Genomic DNA, 18,763 nt, shown 5'->3' with positions numbered 1-18,763 from the left:
CTTATGATTGTGGCACCGGAATAAATGTGACCGAATAAGAATTAATCACATCTCCAGTCTCCACATTTACGATCTCTATGGTACCGCTGCTAACGCCGTAAACGCCTTCTATATTTTTAAATGATACAGGAAGCATCTGGTCGCCTGTCATGGTAACAGGTCCCATAAGCTCTCTGATTTCGTCTTTTCCATTTACCGACTGCCTCAGCTGTATCTTTAAGGTAAGCTGGGTGCTGCCGGAGCCTGGTCCGATAATGTTTTGCAGGGGATAAGACTTATCAATAGAAGCCAGATATTTGTATTTTGCCTGCTGGGCAGTTCCGCTGCTGACTACGTAATTCACGGCTGTTCCCGCCTCAACCTGGCTGTTAGCAGTTAAGGTCTGGCTGATGACGCTGCCCCTTGGAACCGTTTCAGAGGCTGCTTCCGTAACCGTTCCCTGTACCAGTCCCACGTCAGCCAGCATCTCCACAGCAATCTCCTGTGTCTGACCGGTAATATCCGGAACAGTGACCGGATTGACAAGAGTCGGACCGCTGCTTAAAACCAGAGTTACGGTTTCTCCTTCTTTTGCCGCATCAGGAGTATAGCTGATCACATATCCTGCCGTTACGGTTTCGCTGTTCTTCTGCTCCACATTGACTGTCAGGCCATTGCCCTCCAGCGCTGTTTTGGCGGAAGCGCCATCCATCTTATCCAGACCAAGCTTTGTTAAGTCAATGGTTTCGTGCTCCGGCCCTTTGCTGACCACTACGTAAACAGCAGAATACTTATCAATCACCGTACCCTCAGCCGGGTCCTGGGACACGATATCCCCTTTGTCTACGGTATCATCAAATACGTAATCGCTTACCTTCATATACAGGCCGCCGTTGTCCTTTAACTTCTGCTCTGCGATATCCGTTGCCAATCCCACAACGCTTGTCATTTTCACTTTTTTGTCACTTAAGGTTTCTTCGGTAGAAATCTCCGCAGTTGATTCGGTTTCCTTGGGGGAACCGGAACGGAACAACCCTCCTACCTTTGAGAACACAATAACCAGTACGACCACAATGAGGATGGCAACAACAACACCTGCCGCGGTCAGAAGACGTTCGATTTTGGGATTGATGTCCTCCTCGGAATCCTGTTTCCTGGTTCTGTTGCTGCCCGGCTGCACACCTGCATTTTTTTCCGGGCGGCGTTCCGGCCGCTGCTCCTGACTCCTGTTCCCATTCCGGCTGGCAATAGGATCTGCCTGTACCTTCCGGCCGGAACGGATTTGTTCCAGCTCCGGCTTTCCTATGATAACCGTCTGGGAATCATCCACTTGGGAATTGTACTGGACAAAATCTCCTTCAGGATTGACAAGAGCCTTCCGTAAGTCGGATATGACCTCTTGCATGCTTGCATAACGGTACTCGGGCTTTTTCTCGGTACATTTTAAAATAATATTTTCAAGACCTACCGGGATGTTCTCATTATAAAAGCTGGGCGGTGTTATGGGGTCTTCCAAATGGGCCAGGGCAACGGTTACTGTATTATCTCCCTGAAACGGGACCCGGCCGGCCACCATTTCGTACATGGTGATTCCAAGAGAATAAACATCGCTTCTCACATCGCTGTAACCGCCTCTTGCCTGTTCCGGAGATATGTAATGGACAGAGCCCACTGCGGTAGCGCTTAAGGTCTGTGAAGAGGCGGCCCGGGCGATTCCGAAATCAGCCACCTTCACTTTTCCATCCCTGGCAATGATGATATTCTGAGGCTTGATATCCCGGTGGATGATCCCCTGTTCATGAGCTGCCGCGATTCCCTGTGCAACGGAAATCGCAACTCCAATGGCTTCCTTCACATCAAGACAGCCTTTTTTAATTATATAATTTTTTAACGTGATTCCTTCAATCAGTTCCATAACAATATAATGGAGATCCACTTCATCCACTACATCATAGATATTTACGATGTTGGGATGGGAAAGGCGGGCGGCCGCCTGGGCCTCCATTTTAAACTTGCTGACAAAACCGCTGTCTGAACTGAATTCTTCCTTCAAGACTTTTATGGCTACAGGGCGGTTTAATTTATGGCACAGGGCCTTATATACATCTGACATCCCGCCGGAACCGATCTGCTCCAGTATTTCATATCTGTCCTGTAAAAATGTCCCCGGTCTTAAGATCATAAGCTTACCTCCCTGCCAATTTGCGGATCAATTAAAACAACAGCTATATTGTCTTTACCGCCATTATCATTGGCTATTGTAATCAACTTTTCTGCCTTTTCCGGCAGTTCCAGTTCTGAGCATATAATTTCTTCTATCTCAGCGTCCTCAACCATATTGCTGAGTCCATCAGAACACATGAGCACATAATCTCCAGGTTCCAGACTGACTTCAAAAAAATCAACCTCCAGCTTATCCTCTGTACCAACCGCTCTTGTTATAATATTCTTTTTTTCCCGGTAATCCCGGCTTCCCCGCTCCAACTGGCCTAGAGATACCAGTTCTTCCACGTAGGAATGATCCTTTGTAATCTGCTGCAGCCGTTTCCTTACCAGATACAGACGGCTGTCTCCGACATTTGCCACGTACATTATGGAATCTTCGATCACTGCCGCTACCAAGGTTGTTCCCATGCCGTTTAATTCTGTACTTTTTAAGGATTCCTGGTAAAGCATTCCGTTGACCTTCAAGATTTCCTCCCGAAGAAGCGGAACAATTCCCGGCGAGTCCGCCTGTTTTAAGTGAGCCACCAGATTTTCAGCAATATACCTGGAGGCATAATCTCCGGCCTGATGGCCGCCCATGCCGTCTGCAACCAAAAAAAGATTGGGCAGTGTGCCTAATGGCTCTGCCTGGGCATAGACATAATCCTGATTGGCCGTACGGACTCTTCCGGTGTCCGTCATCGCGCAAGCCTTCATCGTTTCATTCTCACTTCCTCTTTATTTTTGCAAGCAACGTGCCAGGCGGAGGAATGCTTGCATTCCTGCATCTGGCGAATTCTGCAAAGGTCAAATACTTCGGAGTCTATTGCGGAGTATTTGACTCCTGATTTAAAAAGCTTTTTCTCAGCTGCCCGCAGGCGCCGTTAATATCCCGACCCATTTCTCTTCTTATAGTAACATTTATTCCGTTTTTTTCAAGAAGATTTTTAAAGGCTTCTATAGCCTTCCGGTCCGACTGCACGTAATTACGCTCCTTAATAGGATTTACCGGAATCAGATTCACATGTCCGTGCTGGCCCTTTATAAGAGCAGCCAGAGCGGAGGCTTCTTTTAAATTGTCGTTGACACCGCTTACAAGGCTGTATTCAAAGGTAAGCCTTCGCCCGGTCTTTTCAAAATATGTCTGGCAGGCATCCAGCACATCCTTTAGCGGGTATCGGTTGGCAACAGGCATCAGGGTTTTTCTGACTTCATCATTTGGTGCATGAAGAGACAAAGCCAGAGTGATCTGTAAATCTTCTTCAGCCAATCGAAGAATTCCCGGAACAATGCCGCAGGTGGATACTGTTATGTTGCGCTGGCTGATATTCAGGCCGTTTTCATCAGTAAGTAAACGAATGAATTGAACCAGATGATCATAATTATCCAGAGGTTCTCCGGATCCCATGACCACCACATTGGAAACCCTCTCCCCGGTGATCCTTTGGATCCGGTATATCTGGTCAAGCATTTCAGAAGGGGTTAAATTTCTTTCCAATCCATCGAGTGTGGAAGCGCAGAACCGGCAGCCCATGCGGCAGCCTACCTGGGATGAAATGCAGACAGAATTCCCATGCTTGTATTTCATCAAAACGCTTTCAATCACATTCCCATCGGAAAGGGCAAATAAATATTTTCTTGTTTCATCTATTTTTGAAATCTTTTCTTCTACGACTGTAAGGCAGTTTATTTCTGTAAGCTGCAAAAGCTTTTCCTTCAGCGCTTTAGGAAGATTGGTCATTTCATTAAAATCTGCAGCCAGCTTCTGGTGCATCCATTCATAAAGCTGTTTTGCACGGAAGGGCTTTTCACCTATGGACACCATATAGGATGACAGGTGTTCCAAATCCAGAGATTTTATATCTATCTTATCCATTCTACATTTCCTCTATTCTGCCCACGCTTTTTGGGCATAAAGGTATGCCGTAAGGCGTACCCGCAGGGCGATCCTCAATTCCGCCCTGCTTTCCAGGCATAAGGATATGCCTGAAAGGCTCTACCTTTTCTGAAATGCCGCAATAAAAAATCCGTCACAGGGATGGATACCCGGCAAAAGCTGTATAAATTCCTGGTTCTCGGCGGCTGAATCCAGCTTGTCGCCAAATTTTCCCTTAAGGCTTATGCAGTCAAAAGGAAAATGCTCAAGGAACCACCGGGCATTTTCTTCATTTTCTTTTCGATTTATGGTACATGTACTAAAAATCAGCCGCCCACCTGGTTTTACATATGTCTGGGCGACCGCCAGAATCTCCCTCTGGAGCGAGGCCAGAGATTCTAAGTCTTCCGGCATTATACGGTATTTGATGTCCGGCTTCCGTCCGATGATCCCAAGTCCGGAGCAAGGCAGGTCGGCAATGACAATGTCCGCTTTCTCCACTGAATCCGGATCAGCAACAAGAGCATCCTGGACCTTTGTGCGGATATTTAAAAATCCGCAACGCTTTATATTTTCTTCAACCATACTTATCTTTTTGAGGCTTAAGTCCCGGACCTCCACCATACCCGTTCCGTCAAGCTTATCTGCGATATGAATGCTCTTTCCTCCAGGGGCGCCGCAGACGTCGATGACATAATCTCCCTTTTTCGGATCTGCGATTTCGCCTACAAAACTGGAGCTTAGATCCTGAACCTGGATATATCCCTTTTGGAATGCTTCCAGTCCTTCCAGGTAATCATATTTTTCAATGCAAAGCACTGCTTCCGAAATTCCGGATTCGCTCACTTCTGACCCCTGCTTTTCAAGGCTCTGAATGATTTCTTCTTTGGAAGCCTTTGCAAAATTGCAGCGGACCGTAGTTTTTTTATCTTTTAAAAAGGACTCCATCATGGTGACTGCCGTTTCCCTGCCAAAAGTTTCCTCCCACATGGATACGATCCATGCCGGCATGGAATAGCGGACAGAATCATCAGGCCAGTTGAATCCCTCTTTATTTCTGGAAATATTCCTCAGAACTCCATTGACAAAGCCCTTTAATCCTGTAAATTTCCGTTTCACGGCAAGCTTCACGGCTTCGTTGCAAACGGCGGAATCCGGAACACGGTCCATATAAAGAAGCTGATAAACCGACATACGCAAAATAGTACGTATTACCGGCTTCATCTTTTGAACTTTTGTATTGGAAAAGGAATCAATGATATAATCGATCTGAAGTAAGTATTCCACAGTTCCTTCTACTATCCTGGAAATGAAGGACCGTTCCGATTTATCCAGATACTGATATTTATTTAACGCCTGGTGCAGGATGATATGGCCGTAGCCTCCCCGCTCCAGAATCTCTAGCAGGACATCAAGGGCAATTTCCCTGCTGTCGGTCTCTTTAGTCATCATTCCTTCTTCCTCCGAACAAGATGACCAGCCTTAAAAGCTGAAGCACGGTCGCAGCAAGCGCCGCCACATAGGTAAGGGCAGCTGCACCCAGCACTTTTCTGGTATAACCCAATTCCTGGTCGCCTAAAATTCCCACCTGCCCCAAAAGAGTGACCGCCCGGCTGGAAGCATTGAATTCCACAGGCAGGGTGACAAGCTGGAAAATAACCGCCAGAGAAAAAAGGATCAGGCCGATATTGACTAAGGGAGAACCGATTCCTCCTATTATAACGCCAAGAATAATGAGAGGCAATGCCGCCTTGGAGCCGATATTGGCTGCAGGAACAATGGCTGCCCGAAGTTTCAGTGGAATATAGCCTGTGTTGTCCTGCATAACATGACCGCATTCATGCGCGGCGACACCGATTGCAGCCACTGATGTAGAACCGTAAACGGAATCGGATAAATTAACGGTTTTGGTTCTTGGATCATAATGATCCGTAAGCTGACCGCCTACAGACCTTACCTGAACATCATAAATGCCCTGGGAGTTTAAAAGGCGTTTGGCCGCTTCTGCTCCGGTCATCCCAGACATGCTTCTTACTTTTGAATATTTATTAAACGTACTATTTACTCTTGCAGATGCCACCATGGACAAAACTGCTCCTATGATGACAAGGATCCATGTCGGATCCAAATAATATCCCATCATGCCGCCATAATACATAATCAGACTCCCCTTTCCTCTTTCCTGCCCACGTTTTCCGTGCACGAAGATGCGCCTGCAAGGCGCTCCAAAACGGTGCCTTCCGCAATCGGATATCCGCGGAGAAATGCGTCAATATCCATACATTTTTTTCCCTGCAGCTGAAGTTTGCGGATGGATAAGCCGCCTTTCCCGGTCTTTATGACCAGAGAATCCCTGTCAACTTCTACTACCTGGCCATAGGCTCCTTCATACTCTTTATCCACTACCTTCGCTTCCCACAGTTTCATCACTTTTCCATTCCAGACTGAATAGGCGCTGGGCCATGGATTTAAACCGCGGATCAGGCGTTCAATGGATACTGCATCCATGGACCAGTCAATATCTCCCATGGACTTTTTTATCATGCCTACGTAGCAGGTCCTGGAATCATCCTGCGGGGTGCGGACGGCAGTTCCCTCTCCCAGCTTTGTTATGGTTTTTAAAATAAGTCTGCTTCCCAGACTGCTCAGCTTATCATGAAGACTTCCGAAGGTTTCTTTTTCATCCAAAACAACGGCTTCCTGATCCAGCATATCTCCGGTATCCAGAGTTTCCGCCATCATCATGATTGTGACCCCGCTTTCTTTTTCCCCGTTAATGACCGCATACTGTATGGGAGACGCACCGCGGTATTTAGGGAGCAGAGAAGCATGGATATTCACACAGCCGTATTTGGGAATATCCAGAATGGTTTTAGGCAGAATCTGTCCGAAAGCGATTACTACGATCAGCTCCGGTGCAAGATCTGTTAAAATTTTTACAAACTCAGGATCTCTGGCCTTGATCGGCTGGTAAACAGGGATGTTGTATTCCATTGCTTTCTCCTTTACCGGAGTCATCTGGACTTCCTTCCCTCTTCCCTTGGGTTTGTCCGGTTGGGTAACTACCGCAAGGATTTCATGCCCGGCCTCTTTTAAAGCCTCTAGAGCTGGAACAGAAAAATCAGGTGTTCCCATAAATATGATACGCATAATTATTCTTCAACCTCTCCTTCTTCCTCATCCAGGGAGACATCCTCCAGCTCGCCTTCCACGATGTCTACGTATAGATCACCATTTAAATGATCACATTCATGACAGATGGCCCGGGCTAAAAATCCTTCCCCTTCCAATTCGAATGGCTCCATAACAGCATCATAAGCCTTTATCCTTACGTAATCGGGCCTTGTAACCGTACCGGATTTTCCAGGCACGCTAAGGCAGCCTTCCGGCCCGGTCTGGCTTCCCCTTGTCTCTATGATTTCCGGATTAATAAGAACATATTGGTTGCCATCATCTACATCTATAACTACGATCTGTTTTAAAATCCCTACCTGCGAAGCTGCAAGGCCAACTCCGTTGGACTCATACATGGTCTCAAACATATCTATAATCAGCTCGGAAATCCTTGGTGTGATCTCCTTTACAGGCTTGCAGTGCTTTCTTAAAATTTCATCTCCAATGGTTCTAATCTTCCTAATTGCCATTTTCTTTTATCCTCTTTCCTGCCCGTGCTTTATGGGCATAAAGGTATACCCGAATGGTGTATCCTCTCATTTATGAAAAATCGTATTGGACCATCACCTGATCAAACATCTGACAATGGTTTTCTGAAAAACCGTCGATCTGATCCCTGATTTTTATTAGTATATCATAGTTTTCCTGTTTCAAGTATAAAATTTTTCTATAGATATCATTAATTTTGTAGACGCTTGCATCTACCGGGCCGATGACCTGCACCGCTTCCTGTTGCGCAAGGGGGCCGATAAACCCGGCAGCCGCAGCCGAAGCTTCTTTTAGGCAGTCCTCCTGTCTGGAGGAAAACTGAACGGTCAAAAGACCGCTTGCCGGAGGATATTTCATCATGCGGCGATAAGCCATTTCCTGCCGGTAAAACGCCTCATAGTCCTGGTTTGCAGCGGTTACTATGCTATAGTGTTCCGGACTATAGGTCTGGATGACCACGTCACCATTTCGAAAATCCCGTCCTGCCCGTCCTGCCGCCTGGGTCAAGAGCTGAAAGGTACGTTCTGCAGACCGGTAGTCAGGAGTATTCAAGGACAGGTCTGCAGCAAGTACCCCAACCAGAGTCACATTAGGGAAATCATGCCCTTTTACGATCATCTGGGTACCAATAAGGATATCAGCTTCTCCTTCAGAAAAAGCGGTGAGGATCTCTTCATGCCCTCCCTTTTTTGAGGTGGTGTCCAGATCCATACGCAGAACCCTTGCAGCCGGGAACATTTTTTTTGTCATTTGCTCAATCTTCTGGGTTCCCACTCCGAAATTGGCAATGTAGGGAGAACCGCAGGCCGGACAGCGGTCAGGCATGGATATGGAATATCCGCAATAATGACACACAAGGCGGCTGTTATTATGAAGTGTCAGCGTCACATCACAGTGAGGACAGCGAATGGCTTCTCCGCAGGAACGGCAAGATACAAAATTCGCATAGCCGCGCCTGTTGATAAATAACATAGCCTGTTCCCGCTTCTCCAGCCGGTCCTCGATCAGTGCCTTTAAGTTTCTGCTGAAAATGGACTTATTGCCTTCTTTGAGCTCCTGCCTTAAATCCACCACGGATACTGCCGCGAGACGGCTGTTTTTTTTGGCCCGCTCCGTCAGGTGAAAAAGCTGGTATTCCCCCTGAAGGGCTTTTGTATAAGCTTCCAGGGATGGGGTCGCCGAGCCTAAAACCAAAGATGCTCCTTGCATGGAGGCTCTTTTTACCGCCACATCTCTTGCATGATATCTTGGAGACACTTCACTTTTGTAAGCTCCTTCATGCTCTTCGTCTATGAGTATCAGGCCGAGGCGGGAAAAGGGAGTAAACAGGGCCGAACGGGGACCGATCATAATATCAATATCCCCGTTTCTTGCCCGTTCAAACTGGTCAAACCGCTCCCCTGCCGACAATCTGGAATTGATTATGGACACCCGGTTCCCAAATCTTCCGTAGAACCGCAGAACGGTCTGATAAGTCAGGGCAATTTCCGGAATGAGAACAATCACCTGTTTTCCATCCTCAATGACCCTTTGGATCAGTTCCATATAAACTTCCGTCTTGCCGCTTCCCGTAATGCCGTGGATCAGATAGGTTTTTCTTATATTTTGGGAATAATCCAGGCAAAAACTGTCTACAATTGCCTGCTGTTCTCCGTTTAAAACCACCTTGCTTCTTTCTTTTGTTTCTGTTTTAACAGGATTTCTGTAAACCTCTTCGCAATCAAGGCTTACGTATCCTTTTTCAATAACCGGCTTTAAGGTGGCGGCAGAAAGATTCATCTGGTTAACCGCAATTTCATATGGAATGGCAGGGTTCTCCAAAAGCGCCTGAAAGAGGCGTGCCCTGGCCTTGTATTTCTTTTTTTCCGCTTCTTCCAAAGCATTTAAAAGCTGGGAATGGTCCAAAAGGCTTTTAAGCACCTTTTTTTCCCTGGGCTTTACCTTTTGCTTAACCGGAAGCACCGTTTTTAATGCCTGGTTCATGGTAGAGCCATACCGCTCTTTCAGCCACCATGCCAGGGAAATGAGCAGGGATTCTGCCGATATGCCATCTGTTACTATCCCAGCTATCTCCTTAATTTTATCCGGATCATAATCCGCATGGGCGGCAATGCCGACCACATACCCTTTCCGCATGGAATTACCTTTTCCAAAAGGAATCAAAACCAGAGACCCCACAGCCACTTCATCAAGAAGCCCGGCCGGAATCCGGTAATCAAAGGTTCTGTCAACTTTTTCATGGGAAATATCAATAATAATCCGGGCAAATCGTTCCGTCATTGTTTTCCTCTTTTCTGCCCATGTTTTTTGGGCATAAAGGTATACTCAAAGAGTGTTTCCTCTTTTCTGCCCATGCTTTTTGGGCGTACAGGTATACCCGCACCTTATGCGCCATGAGCTCTAAAAGGCTGTCAAAGCCGGTAAAATTGCTCCGCCACCGGCCCAAGCTTCATGCTGTTGGAGCCCTTAAACAGCACGCAGTCCCCTTCCTTTAATTCCGTTTTTAAATAAGACACCAGCAGTTCCGGTTCCATGAATTCCTTAACCAGGATATGAGGAGCGTGTTCCTTCAACGCTCTGGCGATCTCCCCTGCCAGTTCTCCCAAAGTCACAACCTCATGTACTGGATGCTCTGCGATGTATTCTCCGATTTCATAATGGTATGACCGTGTTTTTTCTCCCAGTTCCTTCATATCGGCCAATACGGCGATCCTTCGTTCCGCTTTTGTTATAGAACCCAAAACCTCCAGTCCTGCTTTCATGGAAACCGGGCTGGCATTATATGTATCATCAATGATGGTCATACCGGCTACATCGTAGATCTGCTGGCGGTTCTTGAAGCCGGTAAATTCCTGAAGACATTCAGCCGCCTCTTCCATAGGAATGCCGCACTCAGAAGCCACTGCAAGAGACACCATGGCATTTAACACATTATGGCTTCCCATTACTGCCAGCCGTAAAGGTACTCTCTTCTGGCCAAACACTGCCGTAAAGGCCGGAAAGCCTTCCTCTAAACGGACATCTACGGCCCTGTAATCACAATTTTCTCCCGTTCCGTAATAGATCGTCTTACAGCCTTCCTTTGCCTTTGTTGTTTCTAAAAGCGGATCATCTCCATTCAAAAAGAGGATTCCGCCTTCCATTAGCCCATCCTGGATGGTCAGTTTTTCCCTATAGATATTTTCCTGGGACCCCAGCTGCTCGATATGGGTTACTCCGATGTTGGTGATCACAGCCATCTGGATTTTTGCGATCCTGGCAATAACGGTCAGTTCTCCAGGCTCGCTCATTCCCAATTCAATAACTCCGATTTCATCCTCCGGTGAGATCTCTGATATGGTAATGGGCACCCCTACCTGGCTGTTATGGTTTCCAGGAGTTTTATAAACGGTATAACAGGCTGACAGGGCACAGGCGACCATCTCTCTTGTAGTGGTCTTTCCCACGCTTCCTGTGATCCCCACCAGAGGAAGCTTTAGGCTGTCCCTGTAATAGCTTCCAATAGCCTGAAGAGCCTTTTTTGTATCCTCTACCCGGATCCACGGTTTAAATGATTCCATGGCGTCATGCTCACTGGTAAGAACCGCCGCCGCCCCATTGTCAAAGGCCTGCCCGATAAAGTGGTGGGCATCTTGCCTTTCTCCAATGATGGGAACAAACAGGTCATTCCCCTTCATATTTCTGGAGTCAATGCTGATATGTTCCAGAACCGTATCTTCATTTCCGCAAAGAAGCTTTCCGCCTGTTGCTGAAAGTATTTCCTTTACCGTCATATTTACCATTGCTTCCTCCGTTCCATGTACGCTCCCGGCGCACATTCCTTTCTTCTTTCCTGCCCATGTTTTTTGGGCATAAAGGTATGCCCGGGGCGTTCCTCTTTCCTGCCTATGATTTCTGGGTATACCACCTACCGTGGAAATGCCGAAAGCCGCATTTCCCTACGGCTTTCGGCATTATATTTATCGTTGAGCCTTCCTTTAAACTTCCTTTGAAAGCTGGGCCTCCACCGCTGCTAAAACCTCTTCCCTGTCTGAGAAATGGTAGCGGACTCCGTTCATCTCCTGGTAATCCTCATGCCCTTTTCCTATAATGGCAATCATGTCACCTGGTTCAGCATGAATGATGCTGTACCGGATCGCTTCCCTGCGGTCCGGTATTTCCATGAATTTCCCTCCGGTCTTTTCAAGACTTCCACGAATATCTGCGATGATATCTTCCGTTTTTTCATATCTTGAATTGTCCGCAGTGATAATCGTAAGATCTGCCAGACGTCCTGAGCTGTCTCCCATGGATATACGCCGGTCTTTGGAACGGTTTCCGCCGCAGCCAAAGACGCAGACGAGGCGCTTCGGGTGATAATCCCTAAGCGTTGAAAGCAAGCTTTCCATGCTGACCGCATTATGGGCATAATCTACGATCACCGTACACCTTTCAGAGGCATATACGATTTCCATACGTCCGTTCACATTTAAATGTTCCAACCCGTGACAGATACTCTCTTTCGGAAGCCCTAAGAAGCTTAATACGCTGACCGCAGCCAACGCGTTGGCAACGTTAAAGCGCCCCGGAATATTCACCCGGACGGAAAGCTCACAGTCCCCTTTGATATCAAATTCAAGTCCCACAAAATCCGGCTGGGCGATGTACCGGATGGCTTCTGCTTTAAAATCCGTGCCCTTTTTCTCCATGGAGAAGGAATAAAGTTTACAGGAAGCATCCTTTATCACTTCATCCCAGTGCTCATCATCGCCATTCATGATACCTATTTTCGAACAGCAAAAGATCCGGGATTTGTAAAAAAGATATTCTTCAAAATCCCGGTGCTCATCCGGTCCGATATGGTCAGGGGAAATATTGGTAAACAGTCCGTAATCAAAGCAGATCCCGTCTACCCGGTGCATCTTAAATGCCTGGGAGGAAACTTCCATGACCATATATTCACAGCCAGCTTCCGCCATGCGGCGGAATGCCTGATGAAGCTCATAGGACTCGGGAGTCGTATTCAACGTAGGCGTTACCTCCTGGCCGATGACAATGCCTGTGGTTCCGATCATTCCCACTTTTTTTCCGCAGGCTTCCAAAATCGTCTTGATCATGTGGGTAGTGGTGGTTTTTCCTTTGGTTCCGGTCACGCCGATCGTCACCATCTTTTCCGCCGGATATCCAAATCTGGCGGCCGATAAAAGAGCCAGCGCTTCTCTTGCATTATGTACGAGAATGGCGGTTACGCCATCCGGGATATCCATCTTTCGCTCTACTACAAGGATTTCCACCCCGGCGGCCACCACCTCAGTTATGAATTCATGGGAGTCGGTTCTCGTGCCTTTCATGCAGACAAATACAACACCCTTTCGGGCCTTTCTGGAATCATAAATGACATCCTCTGCCTCCACGTCCAGGCTTCCCTGAAGCACCTCGTATTTTAAGTCTTTTAGCCATTCTTTAAACTTCATTGAAACCTCCCAATCAGAATAATCCGGTGATTACTCCATCTTCATTTATGTCAATATTATCTGCTGCCGGCTTCTTTGGAAGACCTGGCATGGTCATGATGGCTCCGGTCACAATGACCACAAATCCCGCTCCGGCAGATACATAAGCATCCCGCACATTGATGTCAAAGCCTTCCGGTCTCCCAAGCTTTGTCTGGTCATCGGATAAGGAATATTGTGTCTTTGCCATGCACACAGGAAGGCTGCCAAAGCCCATATCTTCAAATTTTCTTATGGCTTTTAAAGCTGCAGGAGCATAAGTCACACCACCAGCACCGTAGATTTCCCTTGCAACTGCGGCAATCTTATCTTCCAGCCCCATTTCATCGGGATAAATGGGTGCGAAATTGCTTTCTTTGTTTTCCAGGGTATAAAGTACTTTTTCTGCAAGCTCTATGCCGCCTTCTCCTCCCTTTTCCCATACCTGGGATAAGGCGAATTCACATCCTCTTTCTTCACAAAAGTTTTTAACAAACTGGTGTTCTGCCTCTGTATCTGTGATAAAGGAATTCAGGGTGACAATGACCGGAACGCCGTATTTCATCATATTTTCAATGTGCTTTTCCAGATTGACGATCCCTTTTTCAAGAGCAGCCAGGTTTTCATCCTTTAACTGGTCCTTTGGCACTCCGCCATTGTATTTGAGGGCTCTCACCGTTGCCACCAGTACAATGGCATCGGGCTTTAATCCGGCTTTCCTGCATTTGATGTCCAGGAATTTTTCTGCGCCTAAGTCCGCACCAAACCCTGCCTCTGTCACGACAACATCAGCCAGCTTAAGGGCCGTTTTTGTCGCGCGTACGCTGTTACAGCCATGAGCGATGTTTGCAAAGGGCCCGCCGTGAACAATGGCGCCGGTGTGCTCTAAGGTCTGTATCAGATTGGGCTTTAACGCATCCTTTAACAAAGCCGCCATAGCTCCTACTGCATTTAACTGGGAGGCGGTCACAGGCTCCCCAGCATAATTATATGCCACAATGATTCTTCCCAGCCGTGCTTTTAAATCTGCCATATCATTTGCAAGGCAAAGGATTGCCATGATTTCTGATGCGACCGTGATCACAAAGTGATCCTCCCTCACAAAGCCTTCCGCCTTGGAGCCAAGGCCAACCACAATATTTCTAAGGGCGCGGTCATTCATGTCCAGGCAGCGCTTCCAAAGAATCTGGCGGGTGTCGATCCCAAGGGCATTGCCCTGGTGGATATGATTGTCTAACAGAGCTGCAAGCAGGTTATTGGCAGAGGTTATGGCATGAAAATCACCGGTAAAATGAAGATTTAAATCTTCCATAGGCACAACCTGGGCAAATCCGCCGCCTGCTGCTCCGCCTTTAATGCCAAAGCACGGTCCGAGGGAGGGTTCTCTGAGGGCGATGATCGCCTTTTTTTCCAATTTCCCCAATGCCTGACCGAGACCAACGGTAGTGGTGGTCTTTCCTTCCCCTGCAGGAGTGGGATTGATGGCTGTTACCAGAACCAGCCTGCCATCCGGACGGTCCTTTACCCGCTCCCACAGTTCATCAGTCAGTTTTGCCTTATACTTTCCGTAAAGTTCCAGCTCATCCTCACCAATCCCATAGGAAGCAGCCACGTCTTTAATAGGAAGCATTCTTGCCTCTTGCGCGATTTCGATATCTGTTTTCATTTTCCAATCCTCCTTCTATGTAAATAACACGGTTCTATATTATCGGAATCAACGATGCTTCCGATAATCGGATGGACGGGCTAAAAAGCAGCCCTTTTATCTTCACTTGCGTTTCAAGTTCAGATAAGCCATATTAATAACCCTGGGAAAGCATTTCATCGAATTCTTCCAGGCTCATCAGTACCTTACGGGGCTTGGTGCCTTCCTCTTCTCCTACCACACCGGCTTCTGCAAGCTGGTCCATGATCCGGGCTGCCCGGTTAAAGCCTATTTTAAACATTCTCTGCAGCATTCCGATAGACGCTTTATCCTTTTCAATGATAAATTTCCCTGCCTGGACGAAATATTCATCTCTGTCATTTCCTCCGCCCTTTAGCTCTCCGCCTGTAGGTGCAGAAGTGATCATGCTTTCCACTTCCAGATTATAATCCGCGGTCATCCCCTGCTCTGTTAAGAACTCCACCACCTTGGAGACTTCGGAATCTGATACAAAGGCGCCCTGAACTCGCATTGGTTTTGGGTATCCTGCCGGATAAAACAGCATATCACCTTTTCCAAGAAGCTTTTCTGCACCGTTCATATCAATAATGGTCCTGGAATCCACTCCGGAAGAAACCGCAAAGGCTACCCTGGATGGAACATTGGCCTTGATAAGACCTGTTATGACGTTAACCGACGGACGCTGGGTGGCGATGACAAGGTGTATGCCCGCAGCTCTGGCAAGCTGGGCCAGACGGCAGATGGAATCTTCCACTTCTCCGGGAGCTACCATCATAAGATCTGCAAGCTCGTCGATAATGATGACGATCTGAGGCATCTTTTTGGGTTTATCCTCATCCTCAATGTCTTTTATGCTTTCAACCTTTTCATTATAACCCTTAATTTCCCTGACATTATACTGGGCGAACTTATTATAACGGTCTGTCATCTCCGCTACCGCCCAGTTAAGGGCACCGGAAGCCTTTTTCGGATCAGTGACCACAGGGAGCAGCAAATGAGGAATTCCATTATAAACACTTAGCTCCACTACCTTGGGGTCCACCATGATCAGTTTTACATCCTCAGGATCCGCCTTAAAGATGATGCTTATGATTAAAGTATTGATGCAGACGGATTTACCGGAACCTGTGGCTCCGGCGATTAAAAGATGGGGCATCCTTGCAATGTCGGTGACAACTACCTGCCCGCCGATATCCTTACCCACTGCAAAAGCAATTTTAGAGGAATGCTTCTGAAAGCCGTCTGCCTCCAGAATATCCCGCAGGTATACCATTTGATTTTCCTTATTGGGGACCTCGATTCCCACCGCTGATTTTCCCGGTATGGGGGCCTCAATGCGGATATCCGCGGCTGCCAGGCTCAGTTTAATATCATCTGCCAGGCTTACGATTTTACTTACCTTTACTCCCTGCTCCGGATGAAGCTCATACCTGGTTACGGAAGGTCCGCAGCTTATATTAGTTACCGTGACACCAACGCCGAAGTTCTGGAGGGTCCGTTGAAGCTTGATGGCGGTATCCTTATATTCCCGGTCGGAAAAAACGGAGGTTTTTCCTTTTTTAAGCAGGGAGAGAGGCGGAAATTTATATTCCTTTTTCACAATCTCCTGCTTTTGTTTGATTTCCTGGATAACACTTAAACCGTCTTCCTTTGCCGCTTCTTCCCGCTTCTTTTCCAGTTTTTTCTGTAGGGCTTCTGTATCAGTCTCTATTACCTTGCCGGAGGCGGTGACCACCTGTTTTGGCTCTTCTGGGATGGAAAATGTATCATTTCTTTCCTCAGGATAGAACTCCTCTTCCACAACTTCCATTTCCTTTAAGGTTTTGATCTCTTTCTTCATATATATGGAAGAATCTTCCATAGCTTCAGCCAACGGGGCCGTTTGCACATCGGGATCAAAGGGAACAATATCCTCCTCATTTTCAGGGACAGGGGAAAAACTGCCCCGGAAAACATCAGCAGGATTAGGTTCGTTTACTTCCACAGAAGTAACAGCCGACAGCCGTTTTGCCTGGTCCATAATATCATCGGCAAGACTGTCAGGAACTTCCTCAGCCTGTTCTTCCCCATAGTTTTCCTCCTGGGCCGACTCCAGCTTCGTGGCCTCTAAATTGACTCCCCGAAGCTTTTTCTCTTCCCAGAGCTTTCTGCGGGCTTCCTGGCGTATTGCATGGATTTCCATGTGCATGTCCACATTTTCCCTGGCATGGCGATATGCCTTTCCGCTTCCCTTTTTCACAATATCTACAAAAGATTTTTCCGTAATGCAGACTGCAGATATGATAAGAAGGACTCCTATCACCAGATAGGCTCCCACAACACCAATTATGGAGGTAAGCCCTCCGGCCAGCAGGCCGCCTATAATACCGCCGCCTCTTCCGCTTACGGAAGCTTCAAAATAGATGTCTGCAAGTCCCATTCCCTCGCCGCTTTTTGCTCCAAAAAGAAGCTGTAAAAATCCACACAAAGAAACCAGCGCCAGAATAAAAGACGCCAGTTTAAAAGCGGCCCTGGGATTTCCCTGGTTGGAGATGTAAAACGCTGTTCCTGCAAACAGCAGCACAGGCGCAACATATCCGACACTTCCGAATATGCCAAGCTGTATACTCCGCAGAAAATCTCCAACCATTCCACACAAATGAAAGTTGCTAAAAAACAGAATGGCCGCAGCCAAAAATGACATAATAATCACGACTTCTGAATGGATAAATTCTGGTTCCGGCAAATCCACATTTTTTTTGGCGGCTGTATTTCTTGTTCTCCCGTTTTTTCCTTTTTTTGCTGTTGTACGTTTCTTCGTTGTCTCAGGCACAATACTTCCCCCTTCTATCCGTTGGTAACAGTATACAAAAAAATCGGGAGAATTGCAACGATTAACGGGAAGCAGTTTCCATCAGTTCATATAATTTTTTTAAAGCATCCTTGATTCCGCCCACCTCATTAATCAGGCCTTCTTTTACCGTTTCCTCACCAACCAGCACGGTTCCCAGATCTCTGGTGAGCATTTCCGTATTCAGCATAAGGCGCTTTAACTGGTCGTAGGCAATTTGGGCGTGGCTGGAAACAAAGCTTAAGATCCTGTCCTGTATCATTTCAAAATATTCATAAGTCTGGGAGGCGCCGATCACCATTCCCGTCATTCTTACCGGATGAACCATCATGGTTCCGGTGGGTACGATAAAGGAATAATCTGTACAAACTGCTAAGGGAACTCCAATGGAATGGCTTCCCCCAAGAACCAGAGATACGGTAGGTATGCTTAAGGAAGCGATCATCTCTGCTATGGCAAGTCCTGCATCCACATCACCGCCGGAGGTATTTAAGAGAACCAAAAGCCCTTCCACTGAATCATCATCTTCAATCTCGGCAAGTTTCGGGAGGATGTGGTCATACTTAGTCGCCTTGCTGTTGCTGGATAAATTCTCATGACCTTCCACCTCTCCGATAATGGAGATCAGATGGATTTTCCGCTTGCCGGCATTATCATCCAGGGTCATCTGGCCATACTCCTCCAGCCTTTCATCTTCTTTCTGTTCAATGTCTTTTTCCGTTTTCTTTTCATCAAGGTTTTCCTTGCGTGCATTGTCTGAAGGCCTGTTCTGTCTTTCCTCCGGTTCTTCGTTATTCCCGTTATTTCTATATTGATTTTCTCTCACCTTAAAAACCTCCTGTTTTACTATAAATTTGGTAGACCCCTCTTTATGCCCATGCTTTCCAGGCAGAGTCCGCCCTGCTTTTCCGGGCGTAATGGTACATTTATAGGGTATTTCCATATGATGTGGAGAAAACCATAAAAGTATGCTTGAAAAACTCTAAACCGGATTTTTTGACTTCCTATCAACAACCAGTCTCCTTCCTGACGCAATAACAATATTTTAGTTGTGATTATAACAAGTTATTGAC

The 18,763-nt window shown here is 47.0% G+C and carries 13 protein-coding genes; all 13 read right to left on the bottom strand.

Annotation, left to right across the window (positions count from 1 at the left end; translation table 11 throughout):
• Position 1: 1 nt before the first annotated feature.
• The 13 genes from pknB to AC27IJ_RS16175 all read right to left on the bottom strand — a co-directional run bounded on the left by pknB (position 2) and on the right by AC27IJ_RS16175 (position 18,516).
• Positions 2–2,161, bottom strand: coding sequence for a Stk1 family PASTA domain-containing Ser/Thr kinase (pknB, locus tag AC27IJ_RS16235; RefSeq protein WP_312443608.1), 2,160 nt, complete (start codon positions 2,159–2,161; stop codon positions 2–4).
• Positions 2,158–2,901, bottom strand: a complete 744-nt coding sequence (locus tag AC27IJ_RS16230; protein WP_312443610.1) for a Stp1/IreP family PP2C-type Ser/Thr phosphatase — start codon at positions 2,899–2,901, stop codon at positions 2,158–2,160. Before AC27IJ_RS16230 ends, pknB begins: the two co-directional genes overlap by 4 nt.
• A gap of 106 nt (positions 2,902–3,007) precedes the next feature.
• A complete protein-coding gene (rlmN, locus tag AC27IJ_RS16225) occupies positions 3,008–4,060 on the bottom strand; it encodes a dual-specificity RNA methyltransferase RlmN (protein ID WP_312443611.1) in 1,053 nt (350 codons plus the stop codon).
• Positions 4,061–4,180: 120 nt separating this feature from the next.
• Positions 4,181–5,512, bottom strand: coding sequence for a 16S rRNA (cytosine(967)-C(5))-methyltransferase RsmB (gene rsmB, locus AC27IJ_RS16220; RefSeq protein WP_312501526.1), 1,332 nt, complete (start codon positions 5,510–5,512; stop codon positions 4,181–4,183).
• Positions 5,502–6,218, bottom strand: a complete 717-nt coding sequence (locus tag AC27IJ_RS16215; protein ID WP_312443614.1) for a zinc metallopeptidase — start codon at positions 6,216–6,218, stop codon at positions 5,502–5,504. Before AC27IJ_RS16215 ends, rsmB begins: the two co-directional genes overlap by 11 nt.
• Before the next feature lie 2 nt (positions 6,219–6,220).
• Positions 6,221–7,210: a methionyl-tRNA formyltransferase gene (gene fmt, locus AC27IJ_RS16210; RefSeq protein ID WP_312501523.1), complete on the bottom strand. Its 990-nt coding sequence runs from the start codon at positions 7,208–7,210 to the stop codon at positions 6,221–6,223.
• A 2-nt stretch (positions 7,211–7,212) separates the two neighbouring features.
• The gene (def, locus tag AC27IJ_RS16205) at positions 7,213–7,704 is read right to left on the bottom strand and encodes a peptide deformylase (RefSeq protein WP_312443618.1); all 492 of its coding nucleotides are present in this window, start codon (positions 7,702–7,704) and stop codon (positions 7,213–7,215) included.
• A 70-nt stretch (positions 7,705–7,774) separates the two neighbouring features.
• The gene (priA, locus tag AC27IJ_RS16200; RefSeq protein ID WP_312443620.1) at positions 7,775–10,003 is read right to left on the bottom strand and encodes a replication restart helicase PriA; all 2,229 of its coding nucleotides are present in this window, start codon (positions 10,001–10,003) and stop codon (positions 7,775–7,777) included.
• A 131-nt stretch (positions 10,004–10,134) separates the two neighbouring features.
• A complete protein-coding gene (locus AC27IJ_RS16195) occupies positions 10,135–11,505 on the bottom strand; it encodes a UDP-N-acetylmuramoyl-tripeptide--D-alanyl-D-alanine ligase (RefSeq protein ID WP_312443621.1) in 1,371 nt (456 codons plus the stop codon).
• 195 nt (positions 11,506–11,700) lie between these two features.
• The gene (locus tag AC27IJ_RS16190; RefSeq protein WP_312443623.1) at positions 11,701–13,176 is read right to left on the bottom strand and encodes a UDP-N-acetylmuramoyl-L-alanyl-D-glutamate--2,6-diaminopimelate ligase; all 1,476 of its coding nucleotides are present in this window, start codon (positions 13,174–13,176) and stop codon (positions 11,701–11,703) included.
• Between the two features lie 13 nt (positions 13,177–13,189).
• Positions 13,190–14,860: a formate--tetrahydrofolate ligase gene (locus AC27IJ_RS16185; protein WP_312443624.1), complete on the bottom strand. Its 1,671-nt coding sequence runs from the start codon at positions 14,858–14,860 to the stop codon at positions 13,190–13,192.
• Positions 14,861–14,993: 133 nt separating this feature from the next.
• Complete coding sequence (locus tag AC27IJ_RS16180) at positions 14,994–17,672, bottom strand: FtsK/SpoIIIE family DNA translocase (RefSeq protein ID WP_487149750.1); 2,679 nt, start codon at positions 17,670–17,672, stop codon at positions 14,994–14,996.
• A 61-nt stretch (positions 17,673–17,733) separates the two neighbouring features.
• Positions 17,734–18,516 carry a ClpP family protease gene (locus AC27IJ_RS16175; RefSeq protein WP_312443628.1) on the bottom strand — a complete coding sequence of 261 codons (783 nt, stop codon included), beginning with the start codon at positions 18,514–18,516 and terminating at the stop codon, positions 17,734–17,736.
• Positions 18,517–18,763: the final 247 nt, after the last annotated feature.

This window comes from Lacrimispora sp. YZC11, from assembly GCF_057543815.1.
The sequence above is the reverse complement of the archived record's forward strand: the minus strand, read 5'-3'. Positions and strand labels throughout refer to the sequence as shown.